20 protein-coding genes are annotated in these 18,284 nt (G+C 51.9%); 14 read left to right on the top strand and 6 right to left on the bottom strand.

All coding sequences use genetic code 11. The annotated features are described in order from the left end of the window. Nucleotides 1-104: 104 nt before the first annotated feature. Nucleotides 105-773, top strand: a complete 669-nt coding sequence (locus ACTJJA_RS09455; RefSeq protein WP_010432448.1) for a YecA/YgfB family protein — start codon at nucleotides 105-107, stop codon at nucleotides 771-773. Nucleotides 774-806: 33 nt separating this feature from the next. On the opposite strand, the gene tyrP is transcribed toward ACTJJA_RS09455, so the two are convergent. From tyrP to yecR, 3 genes are all read right to left on the bottom strand, one after another. Continuing rightward, nucleotides 807-2,018: a tyrosine transporter TyrP gene (tyrP, locus tag ACTJJA_RS09450; RefSeq protein ID WP_440667594.1), complete on the bottom strand. Its 1,212-nt coding sequence runs from the start codon at nucleotides 2,016-2,018 to the stop codon at nucleotides 807-809. A 211-nt stretch (nucleotides 2,019-2,229) separates the two neighbouring features. Continuing rightward, complete coding sequence (gene ftnA / locus ACTJJA_RS09445; protein ID WP_010432452.1) at nucleotides 2,230-2,727, bottom strand: non-heme ferritin; 498 nt, start codon at nucleotides 2,725-2,727, stop codon at nucleotides 2,230-2,232. Between the two features lie 202 nt (nucleotides 2,728-2,929). Continuing rightward, nucleotides 2,930-3,268, bottom strand: a complete 339-nt coding sequence (yecR, locus tag ACTJJA_RS09440; protein WP_440667591.1) for a YecR family lipoprotein — start codon at nucleotides 3,266-3,268, stop codon at nucleotides 2,930-2,932. Nucleotides 3,269-3,515: 247 nt separating this feature from the next. On the opposite strand from yecR, the gene ACTJJA_RS09435 reads away from it, so the two are divergent. The 3 genes from ACTJJA_RS09435 (at nucleotide 3,516) to ACTJJA_RS09425 (ending at nucleotide 4,831) form a co-directional block, all read left to right on the top strand. After that, nucleotides 3,516-4,154, top strand: coding sequence for an RpiB/LacA/LacB family sugar-phosphate isomerase (locus ACTJJA_RS09435; protein ID WP_089598429.1), 639 nt, complete (start codon nucleotides 3,516-3,518; stop codon nucleotides 4,152-4,154). Between the two features lie 234 nt (nucleotides 4,155-4,388). Beyond that, nucleotides 4,389-4,472, top strand: a complete 84-nt coding sequence (gene azuC, locus ACTJJA_RS09430; protein WP_003859682.1) for a stress response protein AzuC — start codon at nucleotides 4,389-4,391, stop codon at nucleotides 4,470-4,472. 107 nt (nucleotides 4,473-4,579) lie between these two features. Then, complete coding sequence (locus ACTJJA_RS09425) at nucleotides 4,580-4,831, top strand: DUF2766 family protein (protein WP_006176098.1); 252 nt, start codon at nucleotides 4,580-4,582, stop codon at nucleotides 4,829-4,831. A 40-nt stretch (nucleotides 4,832-4,871) separates the two neighbouring features. Here ACTJJA_RS09425 and ACTJJA_RS09420 read toward each other — a convergent pair whose 3' ends face one another. Together ACTJJA_RS09420 and ACTJJA_RS09415 are read right to left on the bottom strand one after the other, a co-directional pair. Then, entirely contained in the window at nucleotides 4,872-6,215 is a 1,344-nt protein-coding gene (locus ACTJJA_RS09420; protein WP_440667588.1) for an anaerobic C4-dicarboxylate transporter, read from the bottom strand. Nucleotides 6,216-6,364: 149 nt separating this feature from the next. After that, nucleotides 6,365-6,868, bottom strand: coding sequence for a non-heme ferritin-like protein (locus tag ACTJJA_RS09415; protein ID WP_440667586.1), 504 nt, complete (start codon nucleotides 6,866-6,868; stop codon nucleotides 6,365-6,367). Nucleotides 6,869-7,374: 506 nt separating this feature from the next. On the opposite strand from ACTJJA_RS09415, the gene ACTJJA_RS09410 reads away from it, so the two are divergent. From ACTJJA_RS09410 to otsA, 6 genes are all read left to right on the top strand, one after another. After that, nucleotides 7,375-7,932 (top strand): DJ-1 family glyoxalase III, encoded by a 558-nt coding sequence (locus tag ACTJJA_RS09410; protein WP_420984599.1) that lies wholly within the window; start codon nucleotides 7,375-7,377, stop codon nucleotides 7,930-7,932. A 317-nt stretch (nucleotides 7,933-8,249) separates the two neighbouring features. Then, a complete protein-coding gene (araF, locus tag ACTJJA_RS09405; RefSeq protein ID WP_049006600.1) occupies nucleotides 8,250-9,239 on the top strand; it encodes an arabinose ABC transporter substrate-binding protein AraF in 990 nt (329 codons plus the stop codon). A gap of 70 nt (nucleotides 9,240-9,309) precedes the next feature. After that, nucleotides 9,310-10,824: an L-arabinose ABC transporter ATP-binding protein AraG gene (gene araG, locus ACTJJA_RS09400; RefSeq protein WP_010432479.1), complete on the top strand. Its 1,515-nt coding sequence runs from the start codon at nucleotides 9,310-9,312 to the stop codon at nucleotides 10,822-10,824. Nucleotides 10,825-10,838: 14 nt separating this feature from the next. Beyond that, nucleotides 10,839-11,819, top strand: a complete 981-nt coding sequence (gene araH / locus ACTJJA_RS09395; protein ID WP_010432481.1) for an arabinose ABC transporter permease AraH — start codon at nucleotides 10,839-10,841, stop codon at nucleotides 11,817-11,819. A 152-nt stretch (nucleotides 11,820-11,971) separates the two neighbouring features. Further along, nucleotides 11,972-12,775, top strand: coding sequence for a trehalose-phosphatase (gene otsB, locus ACTJJA_RS09390; RefSeq protein WP_108417565.1), 804 nt, complete (start codon nucleotides 11,972-11,974; stop codon nucleotides 12,773-12,775). Continuing rightward, nucleotides 12,750-14,174: an alpha,alpha-trehalose-phosphate synthase gene (gene otsA, locus ACTJJA_RS09385; protein WP_440667582.1), complete on the top strand. Its 1,425-nt coding sequence runs from the start codon at nucleotides 12,750-12,752 to the stop codon at nucleotides 14,172-14,174. Before otsB ends, otsA begins: the two co-directional genes overlap by 26 nt. A 15-nt stretch (nucleotides 14,175-14,189) precedes the next feature. Here otsA and uspC read toward each other — a convergent pair whose 3' ends face one another. Beyond that, nucleotides 14,190-14,618 (bottom strand): universal stress protein UspC, encoded by a 429-nt coding sequence (gene uspC / locus ACTJJA_RS09380; protein WP_010432484.1) that lies wholly within the window; start codon nucleotides 14,616-14,618, stop codon nucleotides 14,190-14,192. 794 nt (nucleotides 14,619-15,412) lie between these two features. Between uspC and flhD the strand changes: the two genes are divergently transcribed. The 4 genes from flhD (at nucleotide 15,413) to motB (ending at nucleotide 18,281) form a co-directional block, all read left to right on the top strand. Beyond that, nucleotides 15,413-15,763, top strand: coding sequence for a flagellar transcriptional regulator FlhD (gene flhD / locus ACTJJA_RS09375; RefSeq protein ID WP_010432485.1), 351 nt, complete (start codon nucleotides 15,413-15,415; stop codon nucleotides 15,761-15,763). Further along, a complete protein-coding gene (gene flhC / locus ACTJJA_RS09370) occupies nucleotides 15,760-16,344 on the top strand; it encodes a flagellar transcriptional regulator FlhC (RefSeq protein WP_172411157.1) in 585 nt (194 codons plus the stop codon). Before flhD ends, flhC begins: the two co-directional genes overlap by 4 nt. Nucleotides 16,345-16,467: 123 nt before the next feature. After that, nucleotides 16,468-17,355, top strand: coding sequence for a flagellar motor stator protein MotA (gene motA, locus ACTJJA_RS09365; protein WP_008500417.1), 888 nt, complete (start codon nucleotides 16,468-16,470; stop codon nucleotides 17,353-17,355). Further along, complete coding sequence (motB, locus tag ACTJJA_RS09360) at nucleotides 17,352-18,281, top strand: flagellar motor protein MotB (RefSeq protein WP_010432487.1); 930 nt, start codon at nucleotides 17,352-17,354, stop codon at nucleotides 18,279-18,281. Before motA ends, motB begins: the two co-directional genes overlap by 4 nt. Nucleotides 18,282-18,284 lie beyond the last annotated feature (3 nt).

Here is an 18,284-nt window from a genome sequence, read left to right as displayed (position 1 = left end):
TCACGATTTGCACGTTTTTGCAGCAATAAAGACCTCAACTTCAGCCAGGAAAGGCGTACGATATGTGTTAGGATCTTTTCCTTTTTTTATCAGGAGTGTCAGCAATGACTGAAGGCCCATTAAATGAAAGCGAAATGGAGTGGCTGGAAGAGACGTTAATGTCTTACGGTCATGACGATGCGTCCGTGATTGACGTGTCCGAACTTGACGGCATGCTTACCGCAGTGCTTTCCGGCCCAAGGGTGGTTGAACCCGATGCCTGGCTGGTAGCGGTCTGGGGCGGCGAGAAGTACATTCCGCGCTGGAAAAACGATCGTGAAATGAACCGTTTTATCGATCTCTGCTTTAAGCATATGAACGACATTGCTGAGCGCCTGAGCGAGTATCCGGATCAGTTCGAGCCCATGTTTGGTTTTAACGACGTTGATGGCCAAAGCTACACCGTGGTTGAAGAGTGGTGCTATGGCTACATGCGCGGCGTGGCGCTGACCGACTGGTCATCACTGCCTGACGAACTGAAAGCCGATCTGGATGTGATTGCGCTGCACGGGACGGAAGAGGGCAGCGAAAAGCTGGATGAACTGACCGAAGAGGAGTATACCGCCAGCATCGAGAGCATCCAGCCCGCGGCGCTGCGTTTATACAACTACTGGGTTGCTAACCCGCAGCAGCAGGAAACCCAAAAACCGATTATTAACGGCACGAAGGTCGGGCGTAACGATCCTTGTCCGTGCGGCAGCGGGAAGAAGTTCAAGAGTTGTTGTTTGCATTAATAAAGAAAGGGGCTAATCGTAGCCCCTTTTTTATTACCCCACTTCCGGCAGCATTCCCGCTGCTATCAGGAATTGCACCAGAATTATCACCACGCCACAGGCAAACACGATGCACAGCAGCGGTTTACCCCCCGCCACGCGATAACCTTGCTGAGGATGCTGCTGACGGCTCTTCCATGCCAGCAGGGAAGGCAACAGCAGCGCGAGGACGGATAACGCCACACCCGCATAGCCCAGCGCCATCACAAAGCCACGCGGGTAAAACAGCGCAAAGGCCAGTGGCGGCAGGAAGGTAATTGCACCCGTTTGCAAGCGTCCGGCAACGGTATTGCGGCGCTGGAACAGATCGGCCAGATAATCAAACAGGCCGAGCGCCACGCCCAAAAACGACGTCGCCAGCGCCAGGTCAGCGAACAAATGTACCGCCAACTCGACGTGTGGAGAGGTCACCACCTCACGCAGCGCCATCAGGAAACCATTCAGGCCGGAATGCGCAGCCATTAAACCGATAAAGGTTGAGGAGTCAATGCTGCCCAGCGTGACCAGCTGCCAGAAGATGTAGGCGACCAGCGGAATCGCGCTGCCGATGATAAAGATGCGGCGCAGCTTGCGGGTATCGCCATTCATATAGCTGACGATACTCGGCACGCTGCCGTGAAAACCGAACGAGGTGAAAATCACCGGGATCGCGGAAAGCGCCAGCCCTTTTTCCAGCGGCAGCGTCAGCAGGTTAATCTTGTGAACGTGCGGCGCGAGCAGAACCAGCATCACAACCAGGAAAATAATCTTGGCGCTGAACAGAAAGCGGTTAAACAGATCAACAAGCGATGTGCCAATACACACCACGCCGCCGCCGATGAGCGAGAAGAAGACCGCGCCTGTGCCGGGCGTAATGTGTGTACCAAACCCGTCATTGACGCTGGACGCGATCAGCTCTCCAGCTCCGCTAATGTAAGCAGCCGTCAGGGCGTACATCAGGAACATCATGCTAAAGCCTGTAACCCACTGGCCATAACGTCCCAGGTAGCGTGCAGCCAGCGAACCTAAACCCGTGTCGGCAGGGACGTGCTGATAAACCTCCAGTAACAGCAGAGCGGTGTAACACATCAACGCCCAGAGTGTGGCGAGAAGCAATAACGTTACGCCAAATCCGACGCCTGCGGCCGCCAACGGCATGGCCAGCATTCCTGCGCCAATCGTCGTTCCTGCGACGATGAAAATACTTCCCAGAGCTCTGTTTTTCACGCTTTCCTCTACAACGATTCTTAATCGCGACCTAATCTGCGGCGCAGAGTAAGGGAAAAGCGTGAACTCGTCAAATCACCGTTACAACCCGTGTAATTTTAAGTTTACGCTTTCGCGAGGGGCAAGCATCTGTTGAACGGTGAGGCGAAGGGGAGAGGTAATAAGTAGATGGGCATTAAAACGGTGCTGAGGGTTCAGCACCGTGTGGGAATTAATTCTGCGTATCGAGTGTCGCCAGTTCTTTATCAATAAAGTAAAGACCTTCACCTGATTTACCGGCCAGAGACAATTTATCCAGCACGGATTTAAACAGTTTTTCTTCTTCGTGTTGCTCAGCAACGTACCATTGCAGGAAATTAAAGGTCGGATAATCCTGGCTGGTCATTGCAGCGTGAACCAGTTCATTAATTTTCTGAGTGATCAGCTGTTCGTGCTCGTAAGTGGCGCGGAACAGTTCATCAAGAGAACCGTATTCAGCAACCGGAGAGGCAACCGTATCAATGCGCGGCAGGCTGCCCGTATCCGTCAGATAATCAAAGAGACGCTGCATGTGCGTCATCTCTTCCTGTGCGTGACGACGCAGAAACGCGGCGGCACCTTCAAAGCTGTGATAGCTGCACCAGGCGCTCATCTGCTGGTAAAGAAGGGATGAATAAAGCTCAAGGTTCATTTGAGCATTGAGCTTGTCGATCATTTCAGTTTTCAGCATGGTGGCGCTCCGGTTTATTATTTCTGGTTCACAATGAGCGACACTATAATTTGTTATTTAATTATTTGCAAAACGTAAAATAAATATTTGTTTATTTAAAAATACGAATGGGAATAACACGCATTGACACTTTTTATATTTATTAATGAGAATTGTTTGTGTTCTTAATTAAAAAGACTGCCAGCGATGCTGGCAGACGACATTAATACCATGGATTCGTGGCGTTAGGATTCACGGTGTAGCCCATGCATTTATACTGAATGGTCACGCTCTCGTTCAGGCACAGCGATCCGCTAATCAGGGTACAGGTTTTGACAGGCTGACCATAGGCGGAGGCGGTGGCATATCCCATGCCCTGACAGGCTTTCACTGCGGTGCCGTTATTCACATACGCATCGGAATGGGCGTTTTGCAGCATGGCCTGGCCGTAGTCGAGGCGGACAATCCCGTTGGGGGCGTCAAGGTGACTGACCTCCGCCTGACGGTTAATGTTGCATCCCGCGAGAAGCAGGATCGTTCCGGCGATGATTACTCTTTTCATGGTTCACTCTGCGTGAAGAGGGAAATAGGCTATTTTAGCTTCCACCGTTCCAGTCAATGCCTCGAATAGCCCGAAGATCAACCCTTTCTCTTCGCAACGAACAGCATCAGGTCACGAAACTGTGAGCGCAATTGCGTTTTTTAAAACGCATTTTCACTTAATTTGAAAGAGTGTTTGTTTGATAGTAAGGTTAAGGGGATAAGGTATCCACAGCGGGCTTGTCCGCCACACATTCAGGAGAGACACGATGAAAATTGCGCTGATGATGGAAAACAGCCAGGCAGCTAAAAATCCCATCATCCTTAATGAGCTAAAAGCCGTTGCCGATGAAAAAGGCTTCCCGGTGTATAACGTCGGGATGAGCGACGAGAACGATCACCATCTTACCTATATCCATCTGGGCATTATGGCGAGCATTTTGCTGAATTCCAGAGCCGTGGATTTTGTCGTGACCGGCTGCGGTACCGGCCAGGGGGCGCTGATGTCGCTGAATATCCATCCGGGCGTGATTTGCGGCTATTGCATCGATCCTGCTGACGCCTTCCTGTTTGCGCAGATCAACAACGGTAACGCGTTGTCTCTGCCATTTGCCAAAGGCTTTGGCTGGGGCGCTGAATTGAACGTGCGCTTTATCTTTGAGAAAGCCTTTACGGGCCGTAACGGCGAGGGGTATCCGCCAGAGCGTAAAGAGCCTCAGGTGCGTAACGCGGGGATCCTGAATCAGGTGAAAGCGGCGGTGGTAAAAGAAAATTACCTCGATACCCTGCGCGCAATCGATCCTGAACTGGTGAAAACCGCCGTATCCGGTCAACGCTTCCAGCAGTGTTTCTTTGAAAACTGCCAGGATAAAGAGATCGAAGCCTTCGTGCGTGGGATTGTTGGCTAACAGCGTGTGAAGACATCCATAACTTTCCAGACGTATCAAAATTTTTTATAAAAATTTACTGGAATTTATATGGTCGTAACCTGTGGATTTTGCGGCTTTTTTCGTAACATTGTTGTAGCACTGGTGGATTTGTTGGTGTGATGTTCGTCACAAAATGATTGATTTTTGTGATGGTGGTCATATTATAAGCGCATTGACAATAACACCTGCATAACACGTTACTGGAGCAACATAATGAAACTGCGCAAAATCCTGAAAAGCATGTGGGCTAACTACTGCACGACTTTCAAAGACGTCCCACCGGGTGCGATGTTCTGATAAAAAAACCTGCTTCGGCAGGTTTTTTTATGCCTGCGGGCGACGAGAAAGAGATGAAAGGGCGCGCGGTTTGCTACTATGGCGGCCTTTAACTAAGGAGAAACCCCATGTCACAAAACCTGAGCGCCGATCAGGAACTGGTCTCTGACGTCGTTGCCTGTCAGCTGGTTATTAAGCAAATCCTTGATGTGATTGACGTTATCGCGCCTGTCGAAGTGCGTGAAAAAATGTCGACCCAGCTGAAAAACATCGATTTTACCAGCCATCCGGCGGCAGCCGATCCGGTTACGCTTCGCGCTATTCAGAAAGCCATCGCACTGATTGAGCTGCGATTCACCCCGCAGGGCGAGTCTCACTAAGCCGTGAAACGGGCGACCCTGTCAGTCGCCCGAGAGACTGTCAGAAGAAGGTCTGGACCAGCAGGTAGCTCGCCGCACAGGCACAGCTCACGCCGATCAGCCCCGGCAGGATGAAGCTGTGGTTGATGATAAATTTGCCGATGCGGGTGGTGCCTGAACGGTCAAAGCCGATGCAGGCCAGATCGCTGGGGTAGGTCGGTAAGACAAAGTAGCCGTAGGAGGCCGGGAAGAAGGCGATCAGCATTTTCGGATCGATGCCCAGCATTAACCCCATCGGCGCAACCGCAGTTAACGCCGCCGCCTGGCTGTTCACCAGTTTAGAAACCAGAAACAGTACAATGGCATAGGTCCACGGGTGGCTTTTCACGACCCCTTCCAGCGCCATTTTCAGTTCATCCAGATGCGCCTGGAAAAAGGTATCGCTCATCCACGCCACGCCAAACACCGAGAAGATCGCAACCATTCCCGCTTTAAACACCGCACCGTTCGAGATGGCAGAGGCATTCACCTTGCAGGTCACTAGCATGACAGCACCGGCAATCAGCATCATCATCTGAATGACCAGGTTCATCGAAAGCGCCGCCATTTTGCCTTTTACCTCAAAAGCAGGGCGCAATTCAGGCAGGGCACCGAGCAGAACCACGATGGCAATCCCGGTGAAGAAGATCCAGGTGGACCAGTAGGCCTGTTTCGGGAAGCGCTGATTCATGAGCGTTTCCGTGCTGCCATAGATAAATTCCCGCTGTTTCGGATCTTTCAGCTTTTCCTGAAACTCTACGTCATCCGCTAAATCTTTGCCGCGACGTAAACTCCACAGGGCCGCAATCGCCACCCCAAACAGCGAGGCAGGTACGGATACGGCGAGGATCTCCAGGATCCCCCACGCGTGACCAATCCCGTGCTGTGCGCCGAGAATCGACACCAGCGACACAACCGCGACCGATACAGGCGAGGCGGTGATGGCCATTTGCGAAGCCACGGAGGCTACCGCCATGGGGCGTTCCGGGCGGATCCCTTTTTTCAGCGCAATATCGGCAATGATGGGGAACATGGTGTAAACCACGTGGCCCGTGCCGCACAGAAAGGTCAGCATCCAGGTGGTGAAGGGGGCGAGGAGCGTGATGTGCTGCGGATGTTTGCGCAACAGACGCTCGGCGAACTGCATCATCACGTTCAGACCACCGGCAGTCTGCAGGGTGGCCGCGCAGCCAATCACCGCGAGAATGGTCAGCATCACGTCAACCGGCGGTTTGCCGGGTTGAAGCCCAAAAATGAAGCTCAGAATAAACAGGCCAATACCGCTTATTAGCCCCAGTCCCATCCCGCCAAAGCGGGTCCCGACCAGCAGACAGGCAATAACAACAATAAACTCAATGGTGATCATGATGCTCCCTCGTCAAACATTATGTAATTAAATAAATCATTACACGATGTAGGGTTATTCATTGGGAGCAAGATCTGATTTGTTAAATCTCAGACAAAGCAGGAGGTTGTGGGAGGAACCTGCCCCGGTCAGGAGCAGGTCAGTCGCGCTCAGTGACGCTGAACGGTGACAATGTCGAGCAGATGACGGTCAGCCTGCTCCGGGCATAAACCGGCATGCTTCGCATTGCGGAGTTCGTCCGCAAGCGTTTTGAGCAGCGTACCGTCCTGCTGCTGCTCTTTGTCCATATCGCGCAGGAATTTCAGGGTAATACTGTCGTGCTGCGCTTTGGCTTCATCAGCCAGTTTGCTGAGTGTGCTGCAGCGCTGTTCATACTCTTCAAGCGTTTTCTGGAACAATTCTTCCAGCGAAGAGTAGTTATCGTCGATCGTGTCCAGGGCCTTTACGATAGGGTTCGCCCCTACAGCTTTCAGAAAGTTAAAGACGCGCATCATATGCGTGACGTTACTTTGCGCCTGAGTACGAAAGAACGTGGCTGAACCATTAAGACTGTTTTCGGAGCACCACGCGCTCAAATGCAGGTGCAAATTGGAGGCGTAGAACTCCAGGTTCATTTGGGCATTCAGTTTTTGCATCATCGTTTGGGTAGTCATACTCATATCCTTATTGACTGTGGGACGTGATGTCCGCAGCTAAACCTGACCCGGCAGGTACAAAAAATCACATGGCAGAAGGCAATTCTGCATTGACGGAAGTTGACCGAATATTCACATCCTGTGTTCGATATAAATAAGCATACCCTTGTATCTGGATTAAGAAAACTCTTAATCCGCCCGTATTTACCATACATTACAAATTTTAATATAGTACAGAATCTCAAACAGACAGATATAAATTAATACATTACTAAGTGATTGATTTTAAGGTGTATGAATATATTTATTGCTCTGGATGTACAGCGTTAAATAGTCTGGTAACAGAATATCCTGCGAATAGAACAAATATGCATGATTAATTCAAAATATATTCTATGGGCGTAAAGTTGCGCTAAATCAATTTTTGCAAAAATGACGGTAATGTGATCGCCATGCAGGATTGTTCCTGATGACTCTGTGAAAATGAAACGGTGTTTTAATGTATTTCATTCACTGAGGTTAACATGGCGAAGGTTGCGGTGCTGCTGGCACCTGGTTTTGAGGAAGCAGAAGCAATTATTACGATTGATATTCTGCGTCGGTTGAATATTGAGGTGGAAACCCTGGCTTGCGCAGAATCTCGGGCGGTAATGAGCTACCATAACATCCCGATGGTGGCAGACTGTACGTTATCAGAACGTCTGAACACGCTTTACGATGCGGTGGTGTTACCCGGAGGGCCGCAGGGAAGCGTCAATCTGGCCGCTAGCCGGGAAGTCATCCGTTTTGTGTCCACACATGATGAAAGTGGAAAATTGATTTGTCCCCTCTGTTCTGCCGCAGCGCGCGTGCTGGGCGGTAACGGGTTACTCAAAGGACGCCGTTACGTCTGCTCGGGAGATTTATGGGAAACCGTAACGGACGGTGAATACGTGGATGCACCGGTCGTCGAGGATAAAAACCTGATCAGCGGTAAAGGTCTGGGCCACGCGTTTGACTTTGCGCTGACCCTTTCTGCTCGCCTGTTGGGTGACGAAGCGCCTGTTCGCGATCACGCGGATCACATCTATTACGCCTGGTAATTTCCCTGCCGGACGTGATGGCGTCCGGCTGTCAGGGACTTCTTGGCTAATCTTATGGATTATTCTGCTTAACCCCATTTTAATTGTCTGACAATTCCTGCCATTTTTATGTCATTTTCCGCTGAATTTATGTACGCAATTACTGTAATTCTGCGGTGTGATGCCGCTCTCTTATGGATGATTAATTTCCCGCTAAAACTATCACCAGCACTAACGCTTATGACGAGGTAAGCGCTAATGTCTTGTTTTAAGTCCGATTAAATAAGAAGCACGCAAATATTCCCTACAGAAAAAGATTGCTAAAGCTGGAGTTTACCATGCACAAATTTACTAAAGCGCTGGCGGCCATCGGCCTGGCTGCCGTTATGTCACAATCCGCTATCGCTGAAAATTTAAAACTCGGTTTTTTGGTTAAGCAACCTGAAGAACCCTGGTTCCAGACCGAGTGGAAATTCGCCGATAAAGCCGGAAAAGATTTAGGTTTTGAAGTAATTAAAATCGCCGTGCCGGACGGTGAAAAAACCCTGAACGCCATCGACAGCCTGGCGGCCAGCGGTGCGAAAGGGTTTGTTATCTGTACCCCTGATCCGAAACTGGGTTCAGCGATTGCCGCCAAAGCACGTGGCTATGACATGAAGGTCATTGCGGTTGATGACCAGTTCGTGAACGCCAAAGGTAAGCCGATGGACAGCGTCCCGCTGGTGATGATGGCGGCGACTAAAATCGGCGAACGTCAGGGCCAGGAACTTTATAAAGAGATGCAAAAACGGGGCTGGGATGTAAAAGAAACCGGCGTGATGGCGATTACCGCTGACGAGCTGGACACGGCGCGTCGTCGTACTACCGGTTCCATGGACGCCCTGAAAGCGGCCGGTTTCCCGGAAAAGCAGATCTACAAAGTTCCAACCAAATCTAACGACATCCCGGGCGCGTTCGACGCGGCTAACTCTATGCTGGTTCAGCATCCGGAAGTCAAACACTGGCTGGTGGTCGGCATGAACGACAACACCGTGTTGGGCGGCGTGCGCGCAACCGAAGGCCAGGGCTTCAAGGCGCCTGACGTTATCGGCATCGGCATCAACGGCGTGGACGCGGTCAGCGAACTGTCCAAAGCGCAGGCGACCGGCTTCTATGGCTCGCTGCTGCCAAGCCCGGATGTTCACGGCTACAAATCCAGCGAAATGCTCTACAACTGGGTGACCAAAGGGGCTGAACCGCCGAAATTCACCGAAGTGACCGACGTGGTGCTGATCACCCGCGACAACTTCAAAGAGGAGCTGGCGAAAAAAGGACTGGGCGGTAAGTAATACGCTGTGATTGTGCCCCTCATTTTTCTGAGGGGCCAGACGTACACACTACAGGAATCACGGAGTCGTTATGCAACAGTCTGATCCCTATCTCTCTTTTCGCGGCATCGGGAAAACGTTCCCCGGTGTTAACGCGCTGACCGATATCAGCTTCGACTGCCATGCCGGTCAGGTCCACGCGCTGATGGGGGAGAACGGCGCGGGAAAATCCACGCTGTTGAAAATTCTCAGCGGTAACTACACCCCCACAACCGGCACGCTGGCGATACGCGGCGAAGAGGTGGCATTTGCCGATACGACGGCGGCTCTCAATGCCGGGGTCGCCATCATCTATCAGGAACTGCACCTCATTCCTGAAATGACCGTGGCAGAGAACATCTATTTAGGTCAGCTTCCGCACAAAAGCGGCGTGGTAAATCGTTCGCTACTCAATTACGAAGCGGGGCTGCAGCTTAAACACCTTGGGCTGGATGTTGATCCGCAAACGCCCCTGAAATATCTCTCCATCGGCCAGTGGCAGATGGTTGAAATTGCCAAGGCGCTGGCGCGTAACGCCAAGATTATCGCCTTTGATGAACCGACCAGTTCGCTCTCCGCCCGTGAAATTGAAAATCTGTTTCGCGTGATCCGCGAGCTGCGCAAAGAAGGGCGCATCATTCTGTACGTTTCGCACCGAATGGAGGAGATCTTTGCCCTAAGCGATGCCATCACCGTGTTTAAGGACGGTCGCTACGTGCGGACGTTCACGGACATGGCACAGGTTAACCATGACCAGCTGGTTCAGGCGATGGTCGGACGTGAGCTGGGCGATATTTACCACTGGCAGCCGCGCGAGTACGGCCCGGAGCGCCTGCGTCTGGATAACGTTAAAGCGCCCGGCGTGCGCACGCCGATTTCTCTTTCGGTGCGCAGCGGTGAAATCGTCGGGCTGTTTGGCCTTGTCGGGGCAGGGCGCAGCGAACTGATGAAAGGGTTGTTTGGCGGCACGCGGATCACACAGGGGCAGGTCTCGATTGACGGTCAAAAAATCGATATCCAGAAGCCCGCTCACGCGATCAATGCGGGCATGATGCTCTGCCCGGAAGATCGCAAAGCGGAGGGGATCATTCCGGTCCACTCGGTGCGCGACAACATCAATATCTCTGCAAGACGCAAATACATCCGCGCGGGGTGCCTGATCAATGACGGCTGGGAAGCGAGCAACGCCGACCACCATATCCGCTCGCTGAACATCAAAACGCCGGGTGCGGAACAGCTGATCATGAATCTCTCCGGCGGTAATCAGCAAAAAGCCATTCTGGGCCGCTGGTTGTCGGAAGATATGAAGGTCATTTTGCTGGATGAGCCGACGCGCGGTATCGACGTGGGGGCAAAACACGAAATCTATAACGTGATTTATGAACTGGCAAAACGCGGCGTGGCGGTGCTGTTCGCCTCCAGCGATCTGCCTGAGGTGCTTGGCGTTGCCGACCGCATCGTCGTGATGCGTGAAGGTGAAATTGCCGGTGAGTTGCTGCATGAACAGGCGAATGAACAACAGGCGTTGAGTCTCGCCATGCCTAAAGTTAGCCAGGCTGTCGCCTGAGTAAGGAGTCAATGATGTCCTCTGTAACTACATCCGGAGCGCCGAAGTCGGCTTTCAGTTTTGGCCGCATCTGGGACCAGTACGGTATGCTGGTGGTCTTTGCCGCGCTGTTCCTCGCCTGCGCGATTTTTGTGCCGAACTTTGCCACCTTCATTAATATGAAGGGGCTGGGGCTGGCAATCTCCATGTCCGGCATGGTGGCCTGCGGCATGCTGTTCTGCCTGGCGTCGGGCGATTTTGACCTGTCGGTGGCCTCGGTAATTGCCTGTGCAGGCGTGACCACGGCAGTCGTCATTAACATGACCGAGAGCCTGTGGATTGGCGTCTTTGCAGGATTGATGCTCGGTGTGCTGAGCGGCCTGGTGAACGGGTTTGTGATTGCCCGCCTGAAGATTAATGCCCTGATCACGACGCTTGCGACCATGCAAATTGTGCGCGGTCTGGCCTATATCATCTCAGACGGGAAAGCCGTGGGGATCGAAGACGAGCGCTTCTTTACCCTGGGCTATGCCAACTGGCTGGGTCTGCCCGCGCCAATCTGGCTGACCGTCGCGTGCCTGATCCTGTTTGGCTTCCTGCTTAACCGCACCACCTTTGGCCGTAACACGCTGGCGATTGGCGGGAATGAAGAGGCGGCGCGCCTGGCGGGGGTTCCGGTGGTGCGCACCAAGATCATTATCTTTGTGCTCTCCGGGCTGGTCTCCGCAGCAGCAGGGATCATTCTGGCGTCGCGCATGACCAGCGGCCAGCCGATGACCTCCATTGGTTATGAGCTAATCGTCATCTCAGCCTGCGTTTTAGGGGGCGTTTCCCTGAAAGGCGGCATCGGAAAAATCTCATATGTGGTGGCCGGTATCCTGATTTTGGGGACGGTGGAGAACGCCATGAACCTGTTGAATATTTCGCCATTCTCGCAGTACGTGGTGCGTGGTCTGATCCTGCTCGCAGCCGTGATTTTCGACCGTTACAAGCAAAAAGCGAAGCGTACCGTTTAACGCCTTTCCGCGCTTTTTATTGCTCAACTAATAACCATAGTTGACCCCTTAACCGCCCCGCCAGTTTTACTGTCGGGGCGGTTGTCAAATGGCGAGCGCCGTCACACTGTCTATACTTACATGGCTGTTTACTCACTGTAAGGAGGAAAAGGGTGGCTGACTTGTTAACCGCACCGCCTGTACTGCCCGGAAAATTTGCTTTCTTTTTTGACCTCGACGGAACACTCGCCGGGATAAAGCCGCATCCTGATGAGGTCGTCGTACCGGATACGGTGTTAGAGAATTTACAGCAGCTCTCGCGGATGAACGAGGGAGCACTGGCATTGATTTCAGGGCGCTCAATGGCCGAGCTGGACGTGCTCGCCAGTCCATATCACTTTCCGCTGGCCGGTGTACACGGAGCGGAGCGCCGCGATATCCATGATCAACAGCATATTGTCTCACTCCCTGATGCCTTAATTCAGTCGCTGCATACTCATCTCTCTTCTGCTCTGGAGGCGCTGCCGGGTACCGAGCTGGAAGCCAAAGGTATGGCCTTTGCTCTGCACTATCGTCAGGCACCGCATCATGAAGCGGCAGTTTTTGCCATCGCCCGCGGCGTGGCCGATGCGCACCCGGAGCTCGCGTTACAGCCGGGGAAGTGCGTCATTGAGATTAAACCTGAAGGGATCAACAAAGGCGCTGCTATTGCGGCGTTTATGGCCGAGCCGCCTTTTCAGGGGCGTAAGCCGGTATTTTTGGGGGATGACCTGACCGATGAGGCCGGGTTTATGGTGGTAAATAAGGCCGGCGGGATGTCTGTCAAAGTCGGGCCTGGAGAAACGTGTGCCGGATGGCGGCTGGAAAGCGTCGCCAGCGTCTGGCAGTGGATATCTGACGTCGCTAACCAGCAACAACAACAAATAGCGCAACACAACGGGAGAAATCTATATGGGTCGCTTAATCGTCGTCTCTAATCGCATTGCACCGCCGGATGATAAAAAAGCCAGCGCGGGTGGCCTGGCGGTGGGGGTATTAGGTGCCCTAAAAGCCGCCGGAGGACTCTGGTTTGGCTGGAGTGGGGAAATCAGTAACGAAGACAAGCCGCTTAAGAAAGTCTCGCGCGGCAACATTACGTGGGTCTCTTTCGCCCTGAACGAACAGGACTATAACGAATATTATTCCGAGTTCTCTAATGCCGTACTGTGGCCTGCCTTCCACTACCGCCTGGATCTGGTCAAATTCCAGCGCGAGTCTTATGAAGGCTATATGCGCGTCAATGCTCTGCTGGCCGATAAACTGCTGCCATTAATTAAAGAAGACGATATTTTGTGGATCCACGATTATCATCTTCTGCCCTTTGCCAGAGAGTTGAGAAGACGCGGCGTCAACAACCGTATCGGCTTCTTCCTGCATATTCCCTTCCCGACGCCGGAGATCTTCACGGCGCTTCCGCAGCACGACGAGATCCTGGAAGCACTGTCCGATTACGATCTCCTGGGTTTCCAGACTGAAAATGACAGGCTGGCTTTCCTCGACAGCGTGTCGGGTAAAACGCGGCTGGTTACGCATGGCGGAAAATCGCACGCGGCCTGGGGTAAAACCTTCCATACGGAGGTTTATCCTATCGGCATCGAGCCGGAAGAGATTGCCGAACAAGCGTCTGGCCCGTTGCCGCCAAAACTGGCGCAGCTGAAAAATGAGCTTAAAAACGTTAAGAATATCTTTTCAGTAGAGCGCCTCGATTACTCCAAAGGCTTACCGGAGCGCTTCCTGGCGTATGAGACGTTACTGGAGAAATATCCGCAGCATCACGGCAAAATTCGCTATACGCAGATAGCGCCGACGTCGCGCGGCGAGGTGCAGGCTTATCAGGATATTCGTCACCAGCTGGAGACCGAAGCAGGGCGCATCAACGGCCGCTACGGACAGCTTGGCTGGACACCCCTTTTCTATCTGAATCAACACTTTGAGCGCAAGATCCTGATGAAGGTCTTTCGCTATGCGGACGTCGGGCTGGTGACGCCCCTGCGTGACGGGATGAATCTGGTGGCAAAAGAGTATGTCGCAGCACAAGATCCTGCGGACCCTGGGGTACTGGTGTTGTCTCAATTTGCCGGTGCGGCGAATGAGCTTACTTCAGCACTTATCGTTAACCCTTACGATCGCGATGACGTCGCGAACGCCCTCCACCGCGCGTTAACCATGCCGCTGGCGGAGCGTATATCTCGCCATGCAGAGATGATGGAAACCATCCGTAAAAATGACATTAACCACTGGCAGGCTCGTTTTATAGACGATCTGCGTGAAATTGAACCGCAGAGCCATGAGGGACAGCTGCAAAAAAAGATCGCGACTTTCCCTAAACTGGCGTGATATTCCTCGGGGGCTTTATGAGCCCCCAAGAGGGACTAACAACACATCCACCTGGCTTGAGGCGACAATCGATTTCGCCGAACATGCCGCGCGCGAAAAAAAGCTTTGGTTATGATTACCGCAGATCACTAAATCAATATTCTGTTTTTGGCACAAGCTAAGAATATGTTCGTTTAATTCCCCGGTGGCAATAATGGTCTGATGAACCGGATATTGCGCCTTTTCTACCAGTTCTCGCAAAAACTGCTGTGTTTCTTCCTGCAAAACCTCACGAATATCCTCCAGCATGGGGGCCGCCAGTTGATTGTACATTTCGGGTTCGGCTGTCAGTGTGATCAGGCTGATGCGAGCATTGGTGGGTCTGGCGATAGAAACGGCACGGGCGACGAGTTGATGGCTTTCCGGCGAAACCGCAACAGAAACAAGAAGATGGGTGTAACTCATCACGCACTCCTTTGATGTCTGAACAACAAGGTTTCTTCAGCTTTACCGCGATTTCAAGACTTCCGCAAGGGGGGAATAGGGCATTAGTGTGAAGCTTATCATAATTATTCATTAATTATTCTTATAAGAAGAATAATTGCAAAGTGTGTCTAAATGAAAAAAATTAACAACTTAACGTAAATCACACTTTTTTTAGTCAGTCACGTTAAATCGTTTTAATCTGTTATAAACACAATTTGAATGATCACGCAGTGAAATTAATTTTATGCGCTTTTTTCATAACTATATGTTTTTACTAAGTAATGGAACTGTGACTGCCAGATGTACGCGATGTGAATGATTGGCGTAGTCAATATAAGCAGAAAAAGCAATTGCTATGCCGTATCTGTTCATACGCATGCATGAGTATTCGCTCTTCAAGAATATAAAACAGTCTCGTTTGGTTAAGTTTTGACCAAATTACAAGTCATACTGATGGATTTATGGGGAATATTCACTTAAATTGTGTGACGTAGATCACATTTTTTTTAAATTTGAGGATGGCTGCATTGTATGTGTCAAAACTGACGAGTAGAGTTTGCGTCGAATTAGGAAAAATCTTAGTTATTTGTAAGAAATGATAAAACGTTATGAGGCGCAGCTGCGTTTCAGCTGTTGTACGTTTTGTTGAATACAAACCTAAATTCAACTATGCATTTAGCCTTTTCTTTTTTATACCGGGTGATTTCCCGGCGACATCACGGGGTGCGGTCTTTCCGCATAAAAATAATAGTTGGTTATTCGGGATGGGAACAATGCATACATCCGAGTTGCTAAAACATATCTATGACATCAATTTGTCATATTTACTGCTCGCGCAGCGTTTGATTAGTCAGGACAAAGCGTCCGCGATGTTTCGTCTGGGTATTAACGAAGAGATGGCAACCATGTTGGGTGGATTAACGCTCCCGCAAATGGTCAAGCTGGCAGAAACGAATCAACTCGTTTGCCAGTTCCGCTTTGATAATCCGCAGACAATCACGCGTCTTACCCAGGAATCCCGCGTTGACGATCTTCAACAGGTCCATACCGGTATTCTTCTCTCCACACGATTGCTCAGCGAAATCAGCCAGCCTGATGACGTTGCCCGTAAGAAAAGGGCATAAAAATGAGCGAGAAAAGCATTGTTCAGGAAGCGCGTGATATACAGCTGGCAATGGAGCTGATTACGCTGGGTGCTCGTTTACAAATGCTGGAAAGCGAGACTCAGCTGAGCCGTGGTCGTCTCATCAAACTGTATAAAGAATTACGTGGTAGTCCACCGCCTAAAGGAATGCTGCCGTTCTCAACGGACTGGTTTATGACCTGGGAACAGAATATCCATGCATCGATGTTCTGTAACGCCTGGCAGTACCTTCTGAAAACCGGTTTGTGTAGCGGCGTCGATGCCGTGATCAAAGCGTATAAACTTTACCTTGAACAATGCCCTCAGCAGGAAGATGGACCCCTGCTGGCACTGACCCGCGCATGGACGCTGGTGCGTTTTGTTGAAAGCGGAATGCTTGAACTGTCTCGCTGCAACTGCTGCGATGGCAATTTTATTACCCATGCTCATCAGCCTGCTGGCAGCTTCGCCTGTAGTTTATGCCAGCCTCCATCCCGCGCCGTAAAAAGACGTAAACTTTCCCGGGATGCTGCCGATATTATTCCACAACTGCTGGATGAACAGATCGAACAAGCTGTTTAACCCGAACGTGTGGGCAAGATTCCAGCAGCGGTAAGCAATTACCGCTGCTTTTTTTTACCCCGCATTCCGGTAACGCTGTCGAAATGAACGTCCTGCCTTAGTCACTAGCGGAAGGATGATGTCGTGCTTATCTTATTAGGTTACCTGGTAGTTCTCGGTACAGTTTTCGGCGGTTACATGATGACCGGCGGGCACCTTGGAGCACTCTATCAACCGGCTGAACTTATTATCATCGGCGGCGCAGGGGTAGGGGCTTTTATCGTTGGTAACAACGGTAAATCGATCAAGGGCACGCTGAAAGCGATTCCGTTGCTGTTCCGTCGCTCGAAATACACCAAAAGCATGTATATGGATCTGCTGGCGCTGCTCTATCGCCTGATGGCGAAGTCACGCCAGCAGGGCATGTTCTCGCTGGAGCGTGACATCGAAAACCCGAAAGAGAGTGAAATCTTCGCCAGCTATCCACGTATCCTGGCTGACGCGATGATGCTGGATTTTATCGTCGATTACCTGCGCCTCATCATCAGCGGCAACATGAACACCTTCGAAATTGAAGCGCTGATGGACGAAGAGATCGAAACCCACGAAAGCGAATCTGAAGTGCCAGCCAACAGCCTGGCGCTGGTGGGCGACTCGCTTCCGGCGTTTGGTATCGTTGCGGCGGTGATGGGGGTGGTTCACGCGCTGGCCTCGGCGGATCGTCCGGCGGCAGAGTTAGGTGCGCTGATTGCCCACGCGATGGTCGGGACTTTCCTCGGTATCTTGCTGGCGTACGGTTTTATCTCTCCGCTGGCGAGCGTTCTGCGTCAAAAGAGCGCGGAAACCACCAAAATGATGCAGTGCGTGAAGATCACGCTGCTCTCCAACCTCAACGGTTACGCACCACCGATCGCCGTCGAATTTGGCCGTAAAACGCTGTACTCCAGCGAGCGTCCGTCGTTTATCGAGCTTGAAGAACACGTGCGTGCGGTGAAAAACCCAAACCAACAGACGACAACTGAGGACGCATGAAAAACCAGTCCCATCCGATCGTCATCGTAAAAAAGCGCAAGCATAAGGGGCACGGACACGGTTCCCACGGCTCGTGGAAAATTGCTTACGCCGACTTTATGACTGCCATGATGGCGTTCTTTCTGGTGATGTGGCTGATCTCCATCTCCAGCCCGAAAGAGCTGATCCAGATTGCGGAATATTTCAGAACGCCGCTGGCAACGGCGGTGACCGGTGGGCCGCGCATTTCGAACAGCGAGAGCCCCATTCCTGGCGGTGGCGACGATTACACCCAGCAGAAGGGTGAAGTGAAAAAAGAGCCAAACATCGACGATCTGAAAAGACGAATGGAACAGGCGCGCCTGAAGAAACTGCGTGGCGATCTCGATCAGCTGATTGAGGCGGACCCGAAACTGCGCGCGCTGCGCCCGCACCTGAAGATCGATCTGGTGCAGGAAGGTCTGCGCATCCAGATTATCGACAGCCAGAACCGCCCAATGTTTAAAACCGGCAGTGCGGACGTTGAGCCGTATATGCGCGATATTTTACGCGCCATTGCCCCGGTCCTGAACGGCATTCCTAACCGAATCAGCCTGTCAGGCCACACGGATGATTTCCCGTACGCCAGCGGTGAGAAGGGATACAGCAACTGGGAGCTTTCTGCCGACCGTGCCAACGCCTCGCGTCGCGAGCTGGTGGCGGGTGGGCTTGATGATGGCAAGGTTCTGCGCGTGGTCGGCATGGCAGCAACCATGCGCGTCACCGACCGCGGGCCGGACGACGCCATCAACCGTCGTATCAGTCTTTTAGTGCTGAACCAGCAGGCGGAGCAGGCCATCCTGCATGAAAACGCCGAAAGTCAGAATGAGTCACTGGACGATTTAAAACAGCCTGGGGCCGTTCCTTCGGCTGCCGTTCCAACATCGCCACCAGCCAATCCGAGGTGATAG

The sequence above is a fragment of the Enterobacter sp. 22452 genome, assembly GCF_052045065.1.
Lineage (GTDB): Bacteria > Pseudomonadota > Gammaproteobacteria > Enterobacterales > Enterobacteriaceae > Enterobacter > Enterobacter mori.
The sequence above is the reverse complement of the archived record's forward strand: the minus strand, read 5'-3'. Positions and strand labels throughout refer to the sequence as shown.